Source organism: Burkholderia sp. BCC1993, from assembly GCF_905339865.1.
Taxonomy (GTDB): Bacteria; Pseudomonadota; Gammaproteobacteria; order Burkholderiales; family Burkholderiaceae; genus Burkholderia.
Map to the genome: position 1 here is coordinate 294524 of NZ_CAJPGZ010000007.1, position 18169 is coordinate 312692.

Below are 18169 nucleotides of genomic sequence, written 5' to 3' on the forward strand. Positions count from 1 at the left end.
CATATGCGCGCGTCGCGTCGCAACCGAAAACGGTACAATATCGCCCGTTTTCGTGACAGTCGTTTGACAATCTCTCAGGAATCCCATGTTCGGTCGATTCATGCCCACCGAGGGCAAGTTCTTTGAACTCTTCAACGCGCACGCGAAGCACATCGTTTCCGGTGGCCGCGAGCTCGAACTGCTGATCGACAATCTCGCCGACGCCGAGATTCACAAGCAAAACGTGCAGACCGCCGAGAAGGCCGCTGACAAGCTGACGCATGAAGCGATCGATCTGCTGCACAAGACCTTCATCACGCCGCTCGATCGCGACGAGATCCACAAGCTGATCACGACGATGGACGACATCCTCGACCTGATGGAAGACGTCGCGACGGCCGTGTCGCTGTACGACGTGCAGTCCGTCACGTCCGAGGCGAGCCAGCTCGCGCACATCGTCACGCAGTCGGCACAGCACGTGCAGCAGGCCGTCGGATTGCTGTCCGACATGAAGCAGTCGGCGCAGATCCTCAAGCAGTGCGAGGAGATCGACCGCTGGGAGTCGGAGGCCGATCGCGTGCTGCGCGCGGCGATGTCGAAGCTGTTCCGCGAGGAAGACGACGTGAAGACGCTCATCAAGCTGAAGGCGATCTACGAACTGCTCGAAGAGATCACCGACAAGTGCGAGGACGTCGCGAACATCATCGAAGGCATCGTGCTGGAAAACGCCTGAGCGGACCACGATGCATTCGATACAACTCGCCCTATGGATGGTCGCGACGCTGGTGCTCGTCGCGCTCGTATTCGACTTCATGAACGGCTTCCACGACGCGGCGAACTCGATCGCCACCGTCGTGTCGACCGGGGTGCTGAAGCCCCAGCAGGCCGTGGTGTTCGCGGCCGCGTTCAACGTCATCGCGTATTTCATCTTCCACCTGAAAGTCGCGCAGACTGTCGGTAAAGGCACGATCGATCCCGAGATCGTCGATCACTATGTCGTGTTCGGCGCGCTGGTCGGCGCGATCGGCTGGAACGTGATCACGTGGTACTACGGGATTCCGTCGAGCTCGTCGCACGCGCTGATCGGCGGCCTCGTCGGCGCAGCGCTCGCAAAGTCGGGCTGGAGCTCGCTGAACATCGACGGGCTGCTGAAGACGATTGCGTTCATCTTCATTTCGCCGCTGCTCGGCTTCATCCTCGGCTCGCTGTTCATGCTCGGCGTGTCGTGGCTGTATTTCCGCACCCCACCGAGCAAGGTCGACCGGCGCTTCCGGCGGCTCCAGCTGCTGTCGGCCGGCCTGTACAGCCTGGGCCACGGCGGCAACGACGCACAGAAGACGATCGGCATCATCTGGATGCTGCTGATCGCGTCGGGCTATGCGTCGGCGACGTCCGATGCGCCGCCCGCGTGGGTGATCGGCGCGTGCTACCTGTCGATGGGGCTCGGCACGCTGTTCGGCGGCTGGCGCATCGTGCGCACGATGGGCCAGAAGATCACGAAGCTCAAGCCGGTCGGCGGTTTCTGTGCCGAAAGCGGCGGCGCGATCACGCTGTTCATCGCGTCGTTCCTCGGCATTCCCGTGTCGACCACGCACACGATCACCGGTGCGATCGTCGGTGTCGGCGCCACGCAGAAGCTGTCGGCCGTCCGCTGGGGTGTCGCCGGCAACATCGTCTGGGCGTGGGTGCTGACGCTGCCGGCGGCCGCGCTGTTCGCGGCCGGCGGATGGTGGCTCGGGCACCAGATCTTCTGATATCGACGCTGCCGGGTCGACACGCGAAATGCGCCGCCAACCGAAAGGTTGCGGCGCATTTTCTTTGGCGGTCGGGAAAGGGGCGGCGCACGGCGGGGCCGCCGCCGGGGATGCTCCGGATCAGTAACTGCCGTTCGCGAAGCCGGCGATCGGATCGTCCGCGGTGCCGGCGCGCGGGCTGACCGGCGCGGATTGCGTCGACGCCCGCAGCACCTGCACGGGCTCGATGTCGCGCGGCGACGGCGCGGCGGCCGCAGGCGGCGGCTCCGCATCGAACGCGGCAGCCTGGGCGGCCGTCAGTGCCGTCGTCGGAATCTGCGTGCCGGTCTCTGTCGCGGCGGCGTTCGCCGTCATGGCGGTCATGTCGCCGTTCGCGGACGTTGTCTGCTGCCGGGCTGCCAGCACGCGCGGCGGCGGCGGTTCGTACGGATCGGCGGGCGCGGCGGCTGCCGGGGCAACCGCCGCGGTCGATGCGACCGATGCCGCTTGCACGACCGGCGCTGGCGACGGAGCCGCGCCGGCTTGCGACGACGCATAGGCCGGCTGCCGCGGCGCGGCGGCAGCGACGACCGGGGCCGGTGCGGCCGCCGGCGTATCGCGCCGAGCCTCGTAGGTCGGCGCATCGAACGGCGCCGGTGCACCGCGCGGCGACGCGACGCGGCGAATGCCGTCGAAGCGCTTGGCCCAGTACGGGTTCGTCAGGTAGTCGAGCCGCACGGTGCCGCCGGTCGACGGCGCGTTGACGAAGCGCAGCTTGCCGACATAGATGCCGACGTGCGAATGCGGGCGTCCGGTCGTATTGAAGAAGATCAGGTCGCCCGGCGCGACCTGGTCGGGGTCGATCGACACGCCGCGGCTGCTCATGTCGGCGGTCGTGCGCGGCAGGTCCACGTCGGCCGCGCGGCCGATCACATAGCGCACCAGGCCGCTGCAGTCGAAGCCGCTCGTCGGCGTGTTGCCGCCCCAGCGGTACGGCACGCCGACGAGGCTCATCGCCTGGATCGAGATCTCTTCCTGGCCGACGCTGTGGTCGACGAATTTCGGGAAATTGGCGGGGGCCGGGAAGGCGCGCGGCGTCGTAATCTTCATGCCGGAGGTGCGCGAGGCCGACTGCGGCGGCACGCTGGAGCAGGCCGCGAGCAGTGAAACGACGGCGACGGGAACCCAGATTCGAAGCATGACAAGGCGGACGAGCGCGGCGCGCTCGCGAATCGTATGACAACAGACAGACCCGATGGTAGACGTACCGGCGGGGCTTAGGCAACCATTCCTGAGAATTTACTTGAAGTTTCGCGCGTAAGTGAGGTTGTTGCGTAACGAAGCATGACCAACGATTTCGACCCCAAAAATAAAAACGGCGCTCCGGAGAACGGAGCGCCGCGTGGCGTCGGAGGCCGGCGTATCGCGTTACAGGATGTCCGACGCGTAGTCGGCGAGCCGCGAGCGTTCGCCGCGCGCGAGCGTCACGTGGCCGCTGTGGCCCCAGCCCTTGAAGCGGTCGACGACGTAGGTCAGGCCCGAGCTGCCTTCGGTCAGGTAAGGCGTGTCGATCTGCGCGATGTTGCCGAGGCACACGATCTTCGTGCCGGGGCCCGCGCGCGTCACGAGCGTCTTCATCTGTTTCGGCGTCAGGTTCTGCGCTTCGTCGATGATCAGGTACTTGTCGACGAACGTGCGGCCGCGCATGAAGTTCATGCTCTTCACCTTCAGGCGCGAACGGATCAGCTCCTGCGTCGCCGCACGGCCCCATTCGCCGGCTGCGTCGTCGGTCTTCTGCAGCACCTCGAGGTTGTCGTCGAATGCACCCATCCACGGCTGCATCTTCTCTTCCTCGGTGCCGGGCAGGAAACCGATGTCCTCGCCGACGGGCACGGTCGCGCGCGTCACGATGATCTCGTTGTAGCGCTTGTCGTCGAGCACCTGCGCGAGGCCGGCCGCGAGCGCGACGAGCGTCTTGCCGGTGCCGGCCTGGCCGAGCAGCGTGACGAAGTCGATCTCGGGGTTCATCAGCAGGTTCAGCGCGAAGTTCTGCTCGCGGTTGCGCGCGGTGATGCCCCACACGTTGTTCTTGTGATGGCTGTAGTCGCGCAGCGTCTGCAGCAGCGCCGTCTTGCCGTTCAGCTCGCGCACGATCGCATGGAACGTCGGCTCGCCGTTCTGCGGCTCGAGATAGACGAACTCGTTGACGAGCATCGACCCGCAGAGCGGGCCCGTCACGCGGTAGTACGTGGTGCCCGTCTTCGTGTCCTGCCAGCTCTCCATTCCCTTCGCGTGTTTCGTCCAGAAGTCCTGCGGCAATTCGCGCACGCCGCTATAGAGGAGATCCTTGTCCTCGAGGACCTGGTCGTTGAAGTAGTCTTCCGCGGGCAGGCCGAGCGCATGCGCCTTGATCCGCATGTTGATGTCTTTCGACACCAGCACGACCTGGCGGTCCGGCCGGTCGCGCTGCAGCGCGCGCACGACGCCGAGGATCTGGTTGTCGGCCTTGCCTACGGGCAGGCCTTCGACCGGTGCGATGTCCGCGAGCTTGGTCTGGAAGTAGAGGCGGCCGAGCGCCTCGCGGCTGCCGAGACGCGACAGCGGAATGCCGTCGGAGATCGGGCCGCCGTCGGCGACCAGCGCGTCGAGCGTGCGGCTCACCTGGCGCGCGTTGCGCGCGACTTCGGACATCCCCTTCTTGTGGTTGTCGAGTTCCTCGAGCGTCATCATCGGCAGATAGACGTCGTGTTCCTCGAAGCGGAAGAGGCTGCTCGGGTCGTGCATCAGCACGTTGGTGTCGAGCACGAACAGCTTCTGCAGTTCGGCTTCGGCCGGCTTGCGGCTGCGCGACTTCGTCGCGGCGCCGGCATCGCGTGCGGGTGCCGCGGCCGGTTTCCCGGCGGCAGGCTTGTCGTGGCGTGCCACGACCGGTGCGGCGGGCGCCGCTTCGGCCGGTGCCGGCATCGGCTGCAGGAGTGCCGCGGTCTGTTTGGTCTTGCGACCGCGTGCAGGCGTGCCCGCGGCTTCTTGCGTCGACGCCGCGACGGCGCGCAGCGGCGCGGCCGTGTTCGCGGCTTCGATCATCGGTTGGGCCACGCTGGCCGGGCCATATTCTCCGGCTGTGGATGCGTCCCCTTCGGCGGATTTCTTCGCGGCTTTCGCGGGCCGCGCTTTCGCCTTGTATTCATCGGGCGGCAGCAGGCTGCCGAGCTTGCTGGGGGCAGTAGGCAAAGGCATGGTGTCCCTCGGGAGGAATCGTGTCGCATGGCGTGCGCCGCTGATCGCATCCTGCGTGACGTGGAAGGTGCATGCAGTTTGCGCGCGGTGGCGCACAGGAATTTCGTCTAGCCGGTTCGCCTAAGTGTCGATCAGCTCCTTGACGGGGTGAGGGGCCGGACCGAGAGCCGGCGTGCAGTCCATAAAAAAAGCCGCTGCCCCGTGGACCGGGACATGCGGCTGGCTGATACCGTCGTGATGCGCGTCAGGTGCCGGAAAGCATCGCAACGGGCACCGGCGCAGCTACGAGAAATATGGAGCGAACTGGCATTCATTGCGGCCCAATATAACGCGGCTCAAAGCGCTTGTACAGCACTTAGCACGTCGTCCACGTGACCGGGCACCTTGATGCCGCGCCATGCCTGGCGAAGCACGCCGTCGGCGTCGATCAGGAACGTCGAACGCTCGATTCCGCGCACTTCCTTGCCATACATTTTCTTCATCTTGATGACATCGAACAGCGCGCACAGCGCCTCGTCGGCATCGGAAATCAGCGGGAACGGCAGTTCGAGCTTCGCCTTGAAATTATCATGCGAGCGCAGGCTGTCGCGCGACACGCCGATGACTTCGGCACCGGCCTTCTTGAACTTCGGATAGAGATCGCGGAACTGCAGGCCCTCGGTCGTGCAGCCCGGCGTGTTGTCCTTCGGATAGAAATACAGGACGAGCTTCTTGCCCTTGAGGTCGGACAGCGAAATGTCGCCGCCCGTCGCCGGTGCGGTGAAATCGGGAACTTGACGGTCAACTTCGACGGACACGTGTTTCTCCTGTTGTTATGGAAAGGCGCCGCTCGGGCGGCGCGGTTCGGCGGGGCGTCGCGGCGGCACGCCGCAAGGGCAGGGCAGGCGGCGCGGGCGCGCGCGAACTCAGTCGGGCTGGACGATCAGCTCGCCGGAGCGGCCGGGAATCTCGCCCCACGTGACAGGGTACGATGGCAGCGAGTCGCGGTCCAGCGTCGCGTGGTAGTCGCCCATCGTCGCAAACGTATGGCCCTGTGCGCGCCAGCCGGCGAGCAGCTGCTCGAATACCGGCGCGAGCTTCTGGCCTTCCAGTTCCGCATGCAGCGTGAACACCTGGTCGTGCGGATTGGCTTCCGTGAACTTCAGGATGTGCGCGGCGACGTTGTGCGTGTCGATGCCGTCGATGCCGAGCACTTCGTCGAGTGTCGGCAGTGTGGTCGGCATCTGCACGTGCGACAGCGTGCGGCCGCCGACCACGGGCAGATACGGCGAATGGCCGCGGCCGTCGGATGCGTAGCGCATCCCCCATGCGTCGATCTGCTCGAACGCGGAGTCGTTCATCTGCCAGCCGGCCGCGCCGTGCGTGACGGGCGGCGCGCCGAAGACGTCGACGAAGCGCGCGTGGCTTTTCTGCATTTCACGCGCGGTCCAGTCGCGATCGCGCACGCGCACGTTGTCCTGCCAGTACACGTGATCCCACGTATGGATCCCGCATTCGAAGCCGGCCTCGTGGATCGCGCGCATGTCGGCGATCGCGCGGCGGCCGATGTCGGGGCCCGGCAGCAGCACGCCGTACATCAGCTGCTTCACGCCGTAGTGCTCGACCACCGACGTGCGCGACACCTTCTTCAGGAAGCCCGGGCGGAACACGCGCCGCAGCGCCCAGCCCGTGTGATCGGGCCCGAGGCTGAAGAGGAAGGTCGCGCGCGCGCTGAAGCGGTCGAAGATGCGCGCGAGGTTCGGCACGCCTTCGCGCGTGCCGCGCAGCGTGTCGACGTCGATCTTGAGGACGATACGAGCCAAGCGAGCGTCCCGTCAGTTCTGCTGCTCGACCAGCGCACGCGCATCGGCGACATGGCCGCGATACGCTTCGAAGATCTTGCGCAGCGCGTCGTCGAACGTCGATTGCGGCGCCCAGGCGAGCTCCTGCATCGTGTTGTCGATCTTCGGCACGCGGTTCTGCACGTCCTGGTAGCCATTGCCGTAGTAGGCGCCCGACGTCGTTTCGACGAGTTGCACCTGCTTCGCGGAGCCGGCGTATTCCGGATATTCGGCGGCCAGTTCGAGCATCTTGTGCGCGAGTTCGCGAACCGAGAAATTATTCTTCGGATTCCCGATGTTGTAGATCTTGCCCGATGCGACGCCGTTCTTGTTGTCGATGATCTTCATCAGCGCGCTGATGCCGTCGTCGATGTCGGTGAACGCGCGCTTCTGCGAGCCGCCGTCGACGAGGCTGATGTTCTCGCCGCGCACGATGTGGCCGAGGAACTGCGTGACGACGCGCGAGCTGCCTTCCTTCGGCGTGTAGATCGAGTCGAGGCCCGGGCCGATCCAGTTGAACGGACGGAACAGCGTGAAGTTCAGGCCTTCCATCCCGTAGCCCCAGATCACGCGGTCCATCAGCTGCTTCGAGCATGCGTAGATCCAGCGCGGCTTGTTGATCGGGCCGTAGGTGAGCGCCGACGCGTCCGGGTCGAACTGCTCGTCCGAGCACATGCCGTAGACCTCGGAGGTCGACGGGAACACGAGGTGCTTGCCGTACTTGACGGCCGAACGCACGATCGGCAGGTTCGCCTCGAAGTCGAGCTCGAACACGCGCAGCGGCTGCTGGACGTAGGTCGCGGGCGTCGCGATCGCGACGAGCGGCAGGATCACGTCGCACTTCTTCACGTGATACTCGACCCACTCCTTGTTGATCGTGATGTCGCCTTCGAAGAAGTGCATCCGCTCGTGGTTGACGAGGTCGCCAAGCCGATCGGTCTGCATGTCCATGCCGAACACTTCCCAATCGGTGGTTTCAAGAATGCGCTTCGACAGGTGATGGCCGATGAAGCCGTTCACACCCAGGATCAGGACTTTTTTTGCTTTCATGAATGACGGGAAGAATGAATGAACTGCGCGAATTCCGCGGGCGTCACGACGGTTTCGCTGCCGTCGCGCTGCTGCCACAGCTCGAGAATGGATAGGGCGCGGCTGTCGCCGCAGACGCCGAATAGCGCATTATCGCTTACGTGCAGGCCGGGCGGCAAATCCGCTGCGGCCGCGGCGAGCGCGCTGCCGGGCGCCGCGAGGCGCGCGCGGGCGATCACGAAACGCGTGCCGGCGACGTCGGTGAACGCGCCCGGATACGGGGGCGCGACCGCGCGTACCAGGTTGTAGACCTGCGCGGCCGGCTTCGACCAGTCGACGCGGCCGTCCTCCGGCTTGCGCCCGCCGTAGTAGCTGCCGCTCGCAAGCTCGTTCGGCAGATGCGGCGCCTCGCCCGCGAGCAGCGCGGGCAGCACGCGCCAGAGCGTCTGCTCGGCGGCGACCGTCACCTTGTCGAACACTTGCGCGGCCGTGTCGTCCGGCAGGATCGGCACGGCGGTCTGGCCGATGATCGCGCCCGCATCGGGCTTCGCGGCCATCTCGTGCAGCGTCGCGCCGGTTTCCGTTTCGCCGTTCAGCACGGCCCAGTTGGTCGGTACCCGACCCCGGTATTTCGGCAGCAGCGAACCGTGCATGTTGTACGCGCCGCGCGGCGCGATCGCGAGCAGGTCCACCGGCAGCATGTGGCGGTAGTAGAACGAGAAGATGAACTCGGGCTGCGCGTCGGATATCGCGCGGCGCAGTGCCGGATCGGCGGGGTCGGCCGGCGTAACGACCGGGATCCCGTGCTCGGCGGCCACCGATGCGACGCTGCCGAACCAGATGTTCTCGTTCGGGTTGTCCTCGTGCGTGACGACGAGCGCGACGTCGACGCCGCGTGCCAGCAGCACCTGCAGGCAGCGCACGCCGACGTTGTGATACGCGAAGACGACGGCGCGCGGCTTCATTGCGACGTCCCCGTGCGGCTCGCGGGAGCCGGCACTGCCGGCATGCCGTCGTGCTGTTCGAGCACGGCCTGGATCAGGTAGCGCGGCCGTGCACGCACCTGCTGGTAGATGCGGCCGACGTATTCGCCGAGCAGGCCGAGCGCGAAGATGATCACGCCGAGCAGGAAGAACGTGATCGCGAACAGCGTGAACACGCCTTGCACTTCCGCGCCGACGATGAAGCGGCGCACGAGCAGCAGCACGAACAGCGCGGCGGAGCCGAGCGACAGGATCACGCCGATGAACGACAGCCACTGCAGCGGCACGACCGAGAAGCCCGTCACGAGGTCGAAGTTCAGCCGGATCAGGCTGTACAGCGAGTACTTCGACTCGCCCGCGAAGCGTTCCTCGTGCGCGACCTCTATTTCGGTCGGTTTCTGCGCGAACGTGTAGGCCAGCGCGGGGATGAACGTGTTGACTTCGCCGCACACGTTGATCGTGTCGATGATGCGGCGGCTGTACGCGCGCAGCATGCAGCCCTGGTCGGTCATCTTGATCCGCGTGATGCGCTCGCGCAGCCGGTTCATCATCTGCGATGCCTTGCGACGCCACAGGCTGTCCTGACGCTGCTTGCGGATCGAGCCGACGTAGTCGTAGCCCTCGCGCATCTTCGCGATCAGCTTGCCGATTTCCTCGGGCGGGTTCTGCAGGTCGGCGTCGAGCGTGAGGACGATCTCGCCGCGCGACTGCGCGAAGCCGGCGAGGATCGCCATGTGCTGACCGTAGTTGCCGTTGAGCAGCACGACGCGCGTCGTGTCGGGGCGCACGTGGAACTGGTCCGCCAGCATCGCGGCCGAGCGGTCGCGGCTGCCGTCGTTGATCAGGATCACTTCGTACGACGTGCCGAGTGCGTCGAGTGCCGGGTAGAGCCGCGCGAACAGCGCAGCCAGGCCGTCTTCCTCGTTGTACACGGGGATGATGACCGATACCTCCGGGTTCGCGGCGCCCGGATGGCCGGCCCCCGGATGCCCGGCGCGTGCTTCAAGGTGATTCATGTACGCTTATTTTCCGTATTGTTCGCAAATCTGGTTGATGGCGTCGGCCACGCGACGCACGTCGTCTTCCGTCATCTGCGTGAAGAGCGGCAGCGTGACGGTCGATGCGCCGTATCGTTCGGCGTGGGGGAACATGCCCTCCTTGAAGCCGCGTGCACGATACAGCGTGAAAAGATGGATGGCCGGGTAGTGGACGCCCGTGCCGATCCCGCGCTCCTTCATCTGCGCCATGAAATCGGCGCGCGAGATCGACAGCCGGTCGAGCGGCAGCGTGACCTGGAACATGTGCCAGTTGCTGTTCTCGAAATCGGCGACGGGCAGGCCGAGCCCGAGCTGCACGGCCGGGCCGCCGTCGAGCGCGGCGAAATACGCGCGCGCGAGTGCGCGGCGCTGCGCGGTGAAGCGCTCGAGGTGCGGCAGCTGGCCGAGGCCGACGCGCGCGGCGACGTCGGTCAGGTTGTACTTGCCGCCGAGCACGTCGCAGTCCATCCCGTCGAAGCCGGTGCGCGTGATGCCCTGCAGCCGGTACTTCTGCGCGAGCGTCGCCTCGTCCTCGTTGTTCAGCACGAGCGCGCCGCCCTCGATCGTCGTCAGGTTCTTGTTCGCGTGGAAGCTGAACGACACGATGTCGCCGATCGCGCCGATGCGCTTGCCTTGCCACGTCGAGCCGAGCGCCTGCGCGGCGTCCTCGATCACGCGCAGGTTGCGCGCGCGGGCAATCGCGTACAGGCGGTCCATGTCGACCGGCAGGCCGGCCAGGTAGACCGGGATGAGCGCCTTCGTGCGCGGCGTGATCGCCTGCTCGAGCTTGTCGAGGTCGATGTTGCGCGTGACGGGGTCGATGTCGGCGAACACGGGCGTCGCGCCCGTCTCGAGGATCACGTTGCTGGTCGACACCCACGACGCCGGCGTCGTGATCACCTCGTCGCCGGGGCCGACGCCCGCGATGCGCAGGCCGATCTCGAGCGTGCAGGTGCCCGAATTGAACGCACGGACCGGACGGCCGCCGCAGTACTCGGACAGCGCGGCTTCGAACTTCTGGCTCTGCGGGCCGGTGGTGATCCAGCCCGAGCGCAGCACGTCGACGACGCCCTGGATGGTTTCCTCATCGATCTCGGGGCGGGTGAACGGCAGGAACGGAGCGGTAGTCTGGCTCATGAACACTTAGCCTGTAATGGCGTGTAATAAAGGGGTCGGGCGATCCGGCCCGAAACCGGCATTAAACACCGGTTGCCGGATTCGTACCGTGATTTTTTGTAGGCGGACGCTTAATGCCCGCCGGGCCGGCCGGACGCGCTCAACTGCGCGCGAGCACGAGCACGCCGATCAGGATGATGCCGATGCCGACGAGCCGCTGGACCGACAGCACTTCGCCGAACAGGTACCAGGCGGCGAACGCGTTGACCACGTAGCCGAGCGACAGCATTGGGTAGGCGATCGACACGTCGACGCGCGACAGCCCGAGAATCCAGACGACGACGCTCAGCACGTAGCAGCCGAGGCCGCCGATGATCGGCAGCTGGGTCGCGATCTTCAGGCCGACCGGCAGGATGTTCGCACGGCTGAATTCGAAGTGTCCAACGGCGTTGACGCCGGCTTTCAGCAGAAGTTGCGCACAGGCGTTGAGCATCACGCCGGTGATGATGCAGACGAACGAAACGGGATTCATGCGGCGGGCGTCCTTACGATTGCGGTTTCTCGACGATCACGCGGCGGTTGTCGCGCGCGATCACGCGCATCGGCACGCCTTGCCTGACCAGCGTGTCGTACTGGCCGGGCGGCATGATCGCGAGCGCATGGGTGTCCTGCTTCCAGCGTTCGATCCATTGGTCGACGGTCGGGACCCACTTGTCCGGCTCGACCGAGATGCCGAATGCGAGCTCGTCCTGGCGCTGGACCATGATCGTCGTGTGGCCCATATAGAACGGGAACGTGTGATCGAGCATCTCGATCGAGTAGAACGGCGTGTCGGGCGGCAGCTTCGCCAGTTCGGCGCGCACGGCGGGCGCGAGCAGCGCGCCCGAGCTGTAGCGGCCGAATTCGTCGTGACCGGTGCCGCCGATCGTGCCGAACGCGAGCCACGCGGCGCCGAACGCGGTGATCGCGGCCGCGACGCCCACGCGGCGGTTCAGCCAGGCGGCCGCGAGCGTCAGCGCGCCCGCGACCGCGAGGCCCGCGTACAGCCACACCTGGAACGCACGGTACAGCGCGTTCGGCGTGCGGGCGTCGCCCTGGTACGCGAGGAAGATGATCCCGAACGCCGCGACGACGAAGAACACGAGGTAGCCGAGCAGGTGACGGCGGAACCGGTCGGCGCTCATCAGCGGCAGGTACGCGCCGATGATCAGCGCGAGCGCCGGCGCGACCGGCAGCACGTACGAGATCAGCTTCGAGTGCGACGTGCTGAAGAACAGGAAGATGAACGCGCTCCAGATCAGCAGCACGAGCATCGGCGAGAAGCCGTTCGGCTGGCGCGGCATGCGCAGCGCGTGGCGGATGCTCTGCCACGCGACCGACAGCCACGGCAGGAAGCCGACCAGCAGCACCGGCACGAAATAGTAGAGCGGGCCCGGGCGGTTCTGTTCCGGGGTCAGGTAGCGGCGGAACTGCTGGACGATGAAGAAGAAATTGAAGAACTCGGGGTTGCGCTGCTGGACGAGCACGAACCACGGCGTGACGATCGCGAAGAAGATCACGAGGCCGCTGACCAGGTAGAGCCGCTTCCACAGTGCCCAGTCGCGGGCGATCAGCGTATAGAGCACCAGCACGGCGCCGGGCAGGATCAGGCCGACGAGGCCCTTGGACAGCACGGCGAACGCCATCGCGGCCCAGCACGCCCACATCCAGCCGCGCACCGCGCCCGCCGGCAGCCCGGGCCGCTGCGCGAGCAGCAGCGAGCAGAGCGACAGTGCCATCCAGAACGCGAGCCCCATGTCGAGCGCGTTGAAGTGGCCCATCAGGTTCCAGTACGGCGAGCACGCGAGCACGATGGCCGCGAGCAAGCCGGACAGCGGGTTGAACAGGCGCGCGCCCGTGAAGCCGACCAGCAGGACGCCGGCGAAGCTGGCGAGGCCCGTGTACAGGCGCGCCTGCCATTCGCCGATGCCGAACCAGGCGAACGTCAGCGCGTTCAGCCAGGTCTGCAGCGGCGGCTTCTCGAAATACTTGTAGCCGTTGTAGCGCGGCGTGATCCAGTCGCCGGTGACGAACATTTCCCGCGCCATTTCCGCGTAGCGGCCTTCGTCGCTCGGGATCAGGTGGCGCAGCCCGAGCGGCGCGAACCAGACGATCGCGAGCGCGACGAGCAGGAGGACGAGCGTGATGCGATTGAGCGGTAGCCTCGACGGCGTATCGTTCATGAATTTTCAGCCTGTTGGTTGTTGTAAGCGCCGCCGGCGGGTTGCGCCGGCGGCGGCCGGCTTGCCGGTTGCCGATCCGCGTGTTGATCCGGGGATCGACCCGGTGTGCCGGCCCGAGTTTTACCGCATCGGGGATTAACGTTCAATTAAGAGCGCGGCGGCCACTTTGCGGCCCTCGGCCATCAGGATGTTGTAAGTTCGGCAGGCGGCCTGGAAATCCATCGTCTCGACGCCGATCCGCTTGGCCGTCAGCGCGGCCACGAGGCGCGGGTGCGGGAAGCGCAGCCGCGCGCCGCTGCCGAAGATCACGAGTTCGGGGGCCGGGTCGAGCAGCATCGCGAAATGCTCGGGCGCGAGCGCGTCGAACGACGACACGGGCCAGTCCCGCACCGGTGCGCCGGGCAGCACGATGACGCTCCCTTCGTGGCGTTGGAGGTTGACGTCGACATAATCGGGGCCGTAGCCGGTGACGGTGTTGAGCGCGCCGCTCGTGTCCTGGTGCAGTTTCAAATCGGTATTCCGCGGTTCCGTGGAGGGAGGGTCTGGCAAGGGCCGCACGGGCCCGGGCGGCCGTTTCGCGACCGCCGCACGCGGGACGCCTGACGGCGCGGGCCCGGAGCGGCCATGGTGCATTGCGAAAGTTGGCCAAAATCCGCTAAATTATAACTTTTTGGTCGCCCCCGGGCGCCACTTGCATCGTGCGTCGCCACAAGCCGCGTCCGACTGCCCGCATTTTCCCCAGTCTAGACAGCGCGCATCGACCAGCCGCTTTCCAGTTTTGATCCCGTCCCCGGCCGCAAGGCCAACCCAGGAACCGTGTCGTCGTGAAACCGATTCAGAAGTCGAACAAGCTGCTCAACGTCTGCTACGACATCCGTGGCCCGGTGCTCGAGCACGCGAAGCGCCTCGAGGAAGAAGGCCACCGCATCATCAAGCTGAACATCGGCAACCTCGCGCCGTTCGGTTTCGACGCGCCGGACGAAATCATTCAGGACATGATCCGCAACCTGCCGGCGTCGTCCGGCTATTCGGATTCGAAGGGCGTGTTCTCGGCCCGCAAGGCCGTGATGCACTACACGCAGGAAAAGGGTGTCGTGGGCGTCGGCCTCGACGACATCTACATCGGCAACGGCGCGTCCGAACTGATCGTGATGGCGACCCAGGCGCTGCTGAACGACGGCGACGAAGTGCTGCTGCCGGCGCCCGACTACCCGCTGTGGACGGCCGCCGTGAGCCTGTCGGGCGGCACGCCCGTGCACTACGTGTGCGACGAGCAGAACGCGTGGATGCCCGACCTCGACGACATCCGCCGCAAGATCACGCCGAACACCAAGGCGATCGTCGTGATCAACCCGAACAACCCGACCGGCGCGCTTTATTCCGACGAATTGCTGCTCGAGCTGCTCGAGATCGCGCGTCAGCACGGGCTGATCGTGTTCGCCGACGAGGTCTACGACAAGATCGTCTACGACGGGCTCGAGCACACGGCGCTGGGCTCGCTGTCGGAAGACGTGATCACCGTCACGTTCAACAGCCTGTCGAAAAGCTATCGCTCGTGCGGCTACCGCGCGGGCTGGATGGCCGTGTCGGGCCTCGGCGGCGACAACCGCCGGCGCGCGAAGGATTACCTGGAAGGCCTCGGGATCCTGTCGTCGATGCGCCTGTGCGCGAACGTGCCCGGGCAGTTCGCGATCCAGACCGCGCTCGGCGGCTACCAGAGCATCAACGAGCTGATCGTGCCGAGCGGGCGCCTCTTCAAGCAGCGCGAGCTCGCGTACGACATGCTCACGTCGATTCCCGGCGTGACCTGCGTGAAGCCGCAGGCCGCGCTGTACATGTTCCCGCGCCTCGATCCGAAGCTTTATCCGATCCAGAACGACCAGCAGTTCATCCTCGACCTGTTGCTCGAGGAACGCGTGCTGCTCGTGCAGGGGACGGGCTTCAACTGGGGCGCGCCGGATCACTTCCGCGTGGTCTTCCTGCCGAACCTCGACGACCTGACCGATTCGATCAACCGGATCGCGCGCTTCCTCGACGGCTACCGCAAGCGTCATTCGGTCTGAGCGGACAGCGTCCCCGGGCATTCATTCAATTCTTACTCATCGATCACACGCAGCATGGAACCGATCAAAGTTGGCCTGTTGGGCTTCGGCACCGTCGGCAGCGGCACCTTCACGGTGCTGCACCGCAACCAGGAAGAAATCAAGCGACGCGCGGGGCGCGGCATCGAGATCGCGCGCATTGCCGTGCGCAATCCGGCCAAGGCGCAGGCCGCGCTCGGCGGTAACGCCGGCGCCGTGCAGATCACCGACGATTTCAACGCGGTCGTCGACGATCCGTCGATCTCGATCATCGCCGAGATGATCGGCGGCACGGGCATCGCACGCGAGCTCGTGCTGCGCGCGATCGCGAACGGCAAGCACGTCGTGACGGCGAACAAGGCGCTGCTCGCGGTGCACGGCACCGAGATCTTCGAGGCCGCGCGCGAGAAGGGCGTGATGGTCGCGTTCGAGGCGGCCGTCGCCGGCGGCATCCCGATCATCAAGGCGCTGCGCGAAGGCCTGACCGCGAACCGTATCCAGTACATCGCCGGCATCATCAACGGCACGACGAACTACATCCTGTCGGAAATGCGCGACCGCGGCCTCGACTTCGCGACCGCGCTGAAGGCCGCGCAGGAGCTCGGCTATGCGGAAGCCGATCCGACCTTCGACATCGAAGGCGTCGACGCCGCGCACAAGGCGACCATCATGAGCGCGATCGCGTTCGGCGTGCCGGTCCAGTTCGACCGTGCCTACGTCGAAGGCATCAGCAAGCTCGACGCGACCGACATCCGCTACGCGGAAGAGCTCGGCTACCGGATCAAGCTGCTCGGCATCACGCGCCGCGCCGAAAAGGGCATTGAACTGCGCGTGCACCCGACGCTGATTCCGGAGAAGCGCCTGCTCGCGAACGTCGAGGGCGCGATGAACGCGGTCGTCGTGCACGGCGACGCGGTCGGCACGACGCTGTACTACGGCAAGGGCGCGGGCGCGGAACCGACCGCGTCGGCGGTCGTCGCGGATCTCGTCGACGTCACGCGCCTGCACACGGCCGATCCCGAGCATCGCGTGCCGCATCTCGCGTTCCAGCCGGACAGCCTGTCGAACACGCCGATCCTGCCGATCGAGGAAGTGACGAGCGGCTACTACCTGCGCCTGCGCGTGGCCGACCAGACCGGCGTGCTCGCGGACATCACGCGCATCCTCGCCGCCACGGGCATCTCGATCGACGCGCTGCTGCAGAAGGAATCGGAGCAGGTCGACGACGCGAACGGCGAAACCGACATCATCCTGATCACGCACGAGACGCTCGAGAAGCACGTGAACGCGGCGATCGCGCAGATCGAGAGCCTCGCGACGGTGGTCTCGAAGGTGACGAAGCTGCGCATGGAAGCGCTGAACTGAGGACCAGGAACGACATGAACTACATCTCCACGCGCGGCGCCGGCATCGGCGAGCGCCACACGTTCTCCGACATCCTGCTCGGCGGCCTCGCGAAGGACGGCGGGCTGTACCTGCCGGCCGAATACCCGCAGGTGTCGGCCGACGAACTCGCGCGCTGGCGCACGCTGCCGTACGCGGATCTCGCGTTCGAGATCCTGTCGAAGTTCTGCGACGACGTGCCGGCCGACGACCTGCGCGCGATCACGCGCCGCACCTATACGGCCGCCGTATACAGCAACACGCGCCACGGCGAGAACGCGTCCGACATCACGCCGCTGAAGACGCTCGGCACCGAGAGCGGCGCGGCGCTGTCGCTGCTCGAACTGTCGAACGGCCCGACGCTCGCGTTCAAGGACATGGCGATGCAGCTGCTCGGCAACCTGTTCGAGTACACGCTCGCGAAGCACGGCGAAGCGCTGAACATCCTCGGCGCGACGTCGGGCGACACGGGCAGCGCGGCCGAGTACGCGATGCGCGGCAAGGCAGGCGTGCGCGTGTTCATGCTGTCGCCGCACAAGAAGATGAGCGCGTTCCAGACCGCCCAGATGTTCAGCCTGCAGGATCCGAACATCTTCAACCTTGCGGTCGAAGGCGTGTTCGACGACTGCCAGGACATCGTGAAGGCCGTCTCGAACGATCACGCGTTCAAGGCGCAGCAGAAGATCGGCACGGTCAACTCGATCAACTGGGCGCGCGTCGTCGCGCAGGTCGTGTACTACTTCAAGGGCTATTTCGCGGCGACGGCGTCGAACGACGAGCGCGTGTCGTTTACGGTGCCGTCGGGCAACTTCGGCAACGTCTGCGCGGGTCACATCGCGCGGATGATGGGCCTGCCGATCGCGAAGCTCGTGGTCGCGACCAACGAGAACGACGTGCTCGACGAGTTCTTCCGCACCGGCGCATACCGCGTGCGCAGCGCGGAAAACACCTATCACACGAGCAGCCCGAGCATGGACATCTCGAAGGCGTCGAACTTCGAGCGCTTCGTGTTCGACCTGCTCGGCCGCGATCCGGCCCGCGTGATGCAGCTGTTCCGCGACGTCGAGGAGAAGGGCGGTTTCGATCTCGCGGCGAGCGGCGATTTCGCGCGCGTGGCCGAATTCGGCTTCGTGTCGGGCCGCAGCAGCCACACGGACCGTATCGCGACGATCCGCGACGTGTTCTCGCGCTACGACACGATGATCGATACGCACACGGCCGACGGCGTGAAGGTCGCGCGCGAGCATCTTGACGCGGGCGTGCCGATGGTCGTGCTCGAGACGGCCCAGCCGATCAAGTTCGGCGAGACGATCCGCGAAGCGCTCGATCGCGAGGCCGAGCGGCCGGCCGCATTCGACGGGCTCGAGGCGCTGCCGCAGCGTTTCGAGGTCGTGAAGGCCGACGCGCAGCAGGTGAAGGACTTCATCGTCGCGCATACGGGCGCGTAACGTAGCATTGGGGTAGTACCGGGATAGCACCGTGCCGCGGGGTCGCAAGCCCGGCGGCGCAGGACGGCCGGAATGCCGATTCGTCGCACGGATCGGGGTTC

At 66.1% G+C, this 18169-nt stretch carries 16 protein-coding genes and 1 pseudogene; 6 read left to right on the forward strand and 11 right to left on the reverse strand.

What is annotated here, in order from left to right:
- Window positions 1-85 precede the first annotated feature (85 nt).
- Window positions 86-712, forward strand: coding sequence for a DUF47 domain-containing protein (locus tag U4Y91_RS14070; RefSeq protein ID WP_044847234.1), 627 nt, complete (start codon window positions 86-88; stop codon window positions 710-712).
- 10 nt (window positions 713-722) lie between these two features.
- Entirely contained in the window at window positions 723-1733 is a 1011-nt protein-coding gene (locus U4Y91_RS14075) for an inorganic phosphate transporter (protein ID WP_321805528.1), read from the forward strand.
- A gap of 120 nt (window positions 1734-1853) precedes the next feature.
- Here the strand turns inward: U4Y91_RS14075 and U4Y91_RS14080 are convergent, their stop codons facing one another.
- Both U4Y91_RS14080 and U4Y91_RS14085 read right to left on the reverse strand, forming a co-directional pair.
- Window positions 1854-2912: a C40 family peptidase gene (locus tag U4Y91_RS14080; protein ID WP_321805529.1), complete on the reverse strand. Its 1059-nt coding sequence runs from the start codon at window positions 2910-2912 to the stop codon at window positions 1854-1856.
- 228 nt (window positions 2913-3140) lie between these two features.
- Window positions 3141-4949 carry a PhoH family protein gene (locus U4Y91_RS14085; RefSeq protein ID WP_321805530.1) on the reverse strand — a complete coding sequence of 603 codons (1809 nt, stop codon included), beginning with the start codon at window positions 4947-4949 and terminating at the stop codon, window positions 3141-3143.
- Here U4Y91_RS14085 and U4Y91_RS14090 point away from each other — a divergent pair.
- Window positions 4899-5092, forward strand: a pseudogene (locus U4Y91_RS14090) (hypothetical protein). The gene U4Y91_RS14085 and the pseudogene U4Y91_RS14090 overlap by 51 nt on opposite strands.
- A 192-nt stretch (window positions 5093-5284) precedes the next feature.
- Here the strand turns inward: U4Y91_RS14090 and U4Y91_RS14095 are convergent.
- The 9 genes from U4Y91_RS14095 to U4Y91_RS14135 form a co-directional block, all read right to left on the reverse strand.
- Window positions 5285-5746 carry a peroxiredoxin gene (locus U4Y91_RS14095; protein WP_006756046.1) on the reverse strand — a complete coding sequence of 154 codons (462 nt, stop codon included), beginning with the start codon at window positions 5744-5746 and terminating at the stop codon, window positions 5285-5287.
- 108 nt (window positions 5747-5854) lie between these two features.
- A complete protein-coding gene (locus U4Y91_RS14100) occupies window positions 5855-6751 on the reverse strand; it encodes a polysaccharide deacetylase family protein (protein ID WP_321805531.1) in 897 nt (298 codons plus the stop codon).
- A gap of 12 nt (window positions 6752-6763) precedes the next feature.
- Window positions 6764-7819, reverse strand: coding sequence for a bifunctional UDP-4-keto-pentose/UDP-xylose synthase (locus U4Y91_RS14105; protein WP_124486274.1), 1056 nt, complete (start codon window positions 7817-7819; stop codon window positions 6764-6766).
- Window positions 7816-8763 carry a formyltransferase gene (locus tag U4Y91_RS14110; protein WP_321805532.1) on the reverse strand — a complete coding sequence of 316 codons (948 nt, stop codon included), beginning with the start codon at window positions 8761-8763 and terminating at the stop codon, window positions 7816-7818. Before U4Y91_RS14110 ends, U4Y91_RS14105 begins: the two co-directional genes overlap by 4 nt.
- Entirely contained in the window at window positions 8760-9797 is a 1038-nt protein-coding gene (locus tag U4Y91_RS14115; protein WP_321805533.1) for a glycosyltransferase, read from the reverse strand. Before U4Y91_RS14115 ends, U4Y91_RS14110 begins: the two co-directional genes overlap by 4 nt.
- Window positions 9798-9803: 6 nt before the next feature.
- Complete coding sequence (locus U4Y91_RS14120; RefSeq protein WP_321805534.1) at window positions 9804-10955, reverse strand: DegT/DnrJ/EryC1/StrS aminotransferase family protein; 1152 nt, start codon at window positions 10953-10955, stop codon at window positions 9804-9806.
- Between the two features lie 139 nt (window positions 10956-11094).
- Window positions 11095-11466 (reverse strand): SMR family transporter, encoded by a 372-nt coding sequence (locus tag U4Y91_RS14125; RefSeq protein WP_034188675.1) that lies wholly within the window; start codon window positions 11464-11466, stop codon window positions 11095-11097.
- Between the two features lie 13 nt (window positions 11467-11479).
- A complete protein-coding gene (locus U4Y91_RS14130; protein ID WP_321805535.1) occupies window positions 11480-13156 on the reverse strand; it encodes a glycosyltransferase family 39 protein in 1677 nt (558 codons plus the stop codon).
- 135 nt (window positions 13157-13291) lie between these two features.
- On the reverse strand, window positions 13292-13666 hold the full coding sequence (locus U4Y91_RS14135; protein ID WP_006754746.1) for an Mth938-like domain-containing protein: 375 nt from the start codon (window positions 13664-13666) through the stop codon (window positions 13292-13294).
- Window positions 13667-13980: 314 nt separating this feature from the next.
- Between U4Y91_RS14135 and U4Y91_RS14140 the strand changes: the two genes are divergently transcribed.
- From U4Y91_RS14140 to thrC, 3 genes are read left to right on the forward strand one after another with little or no spacing between them, the layout of a single operon-like run.
- Window positions 13981-15219, forward strand: coding sequence for a pyridoxal phosphate-dependent aminotransferase (locus U4Y91_RS14140; RefSeq protein WP_257771374.1), 1239 nt, complete (start codon window positions 13981-13983; stop codon window positions 15217-15219).
- 54 nt (window positions 15220-15273) lie between these two features.
- Window positions 15274-16602 carry a homoserine dehydrogenase gene (locus tag U4Y91_RS14145; protein ID WP_321805536.1) on the forward strand — a complete coding sequence of 443 codons (1329 nt, stop codon included), beginning with the start codon at window positions 15274-15276 and terminating at the stop codon, window positions 16600-16602.
- Between the two features lie 14 nt (window positions 16603-16616).
- Entirely contained in the window at window positions 16617-18068 is a 1452-nt protein-coding gene (gene thrC, locus U4Y91_RS14150) for a threonine synthase (protein WP_321805537.1), read from the forward strand.
- The last annotated feature ends 101 nt before the right edge of the window (window positions 18069-18169 follow it).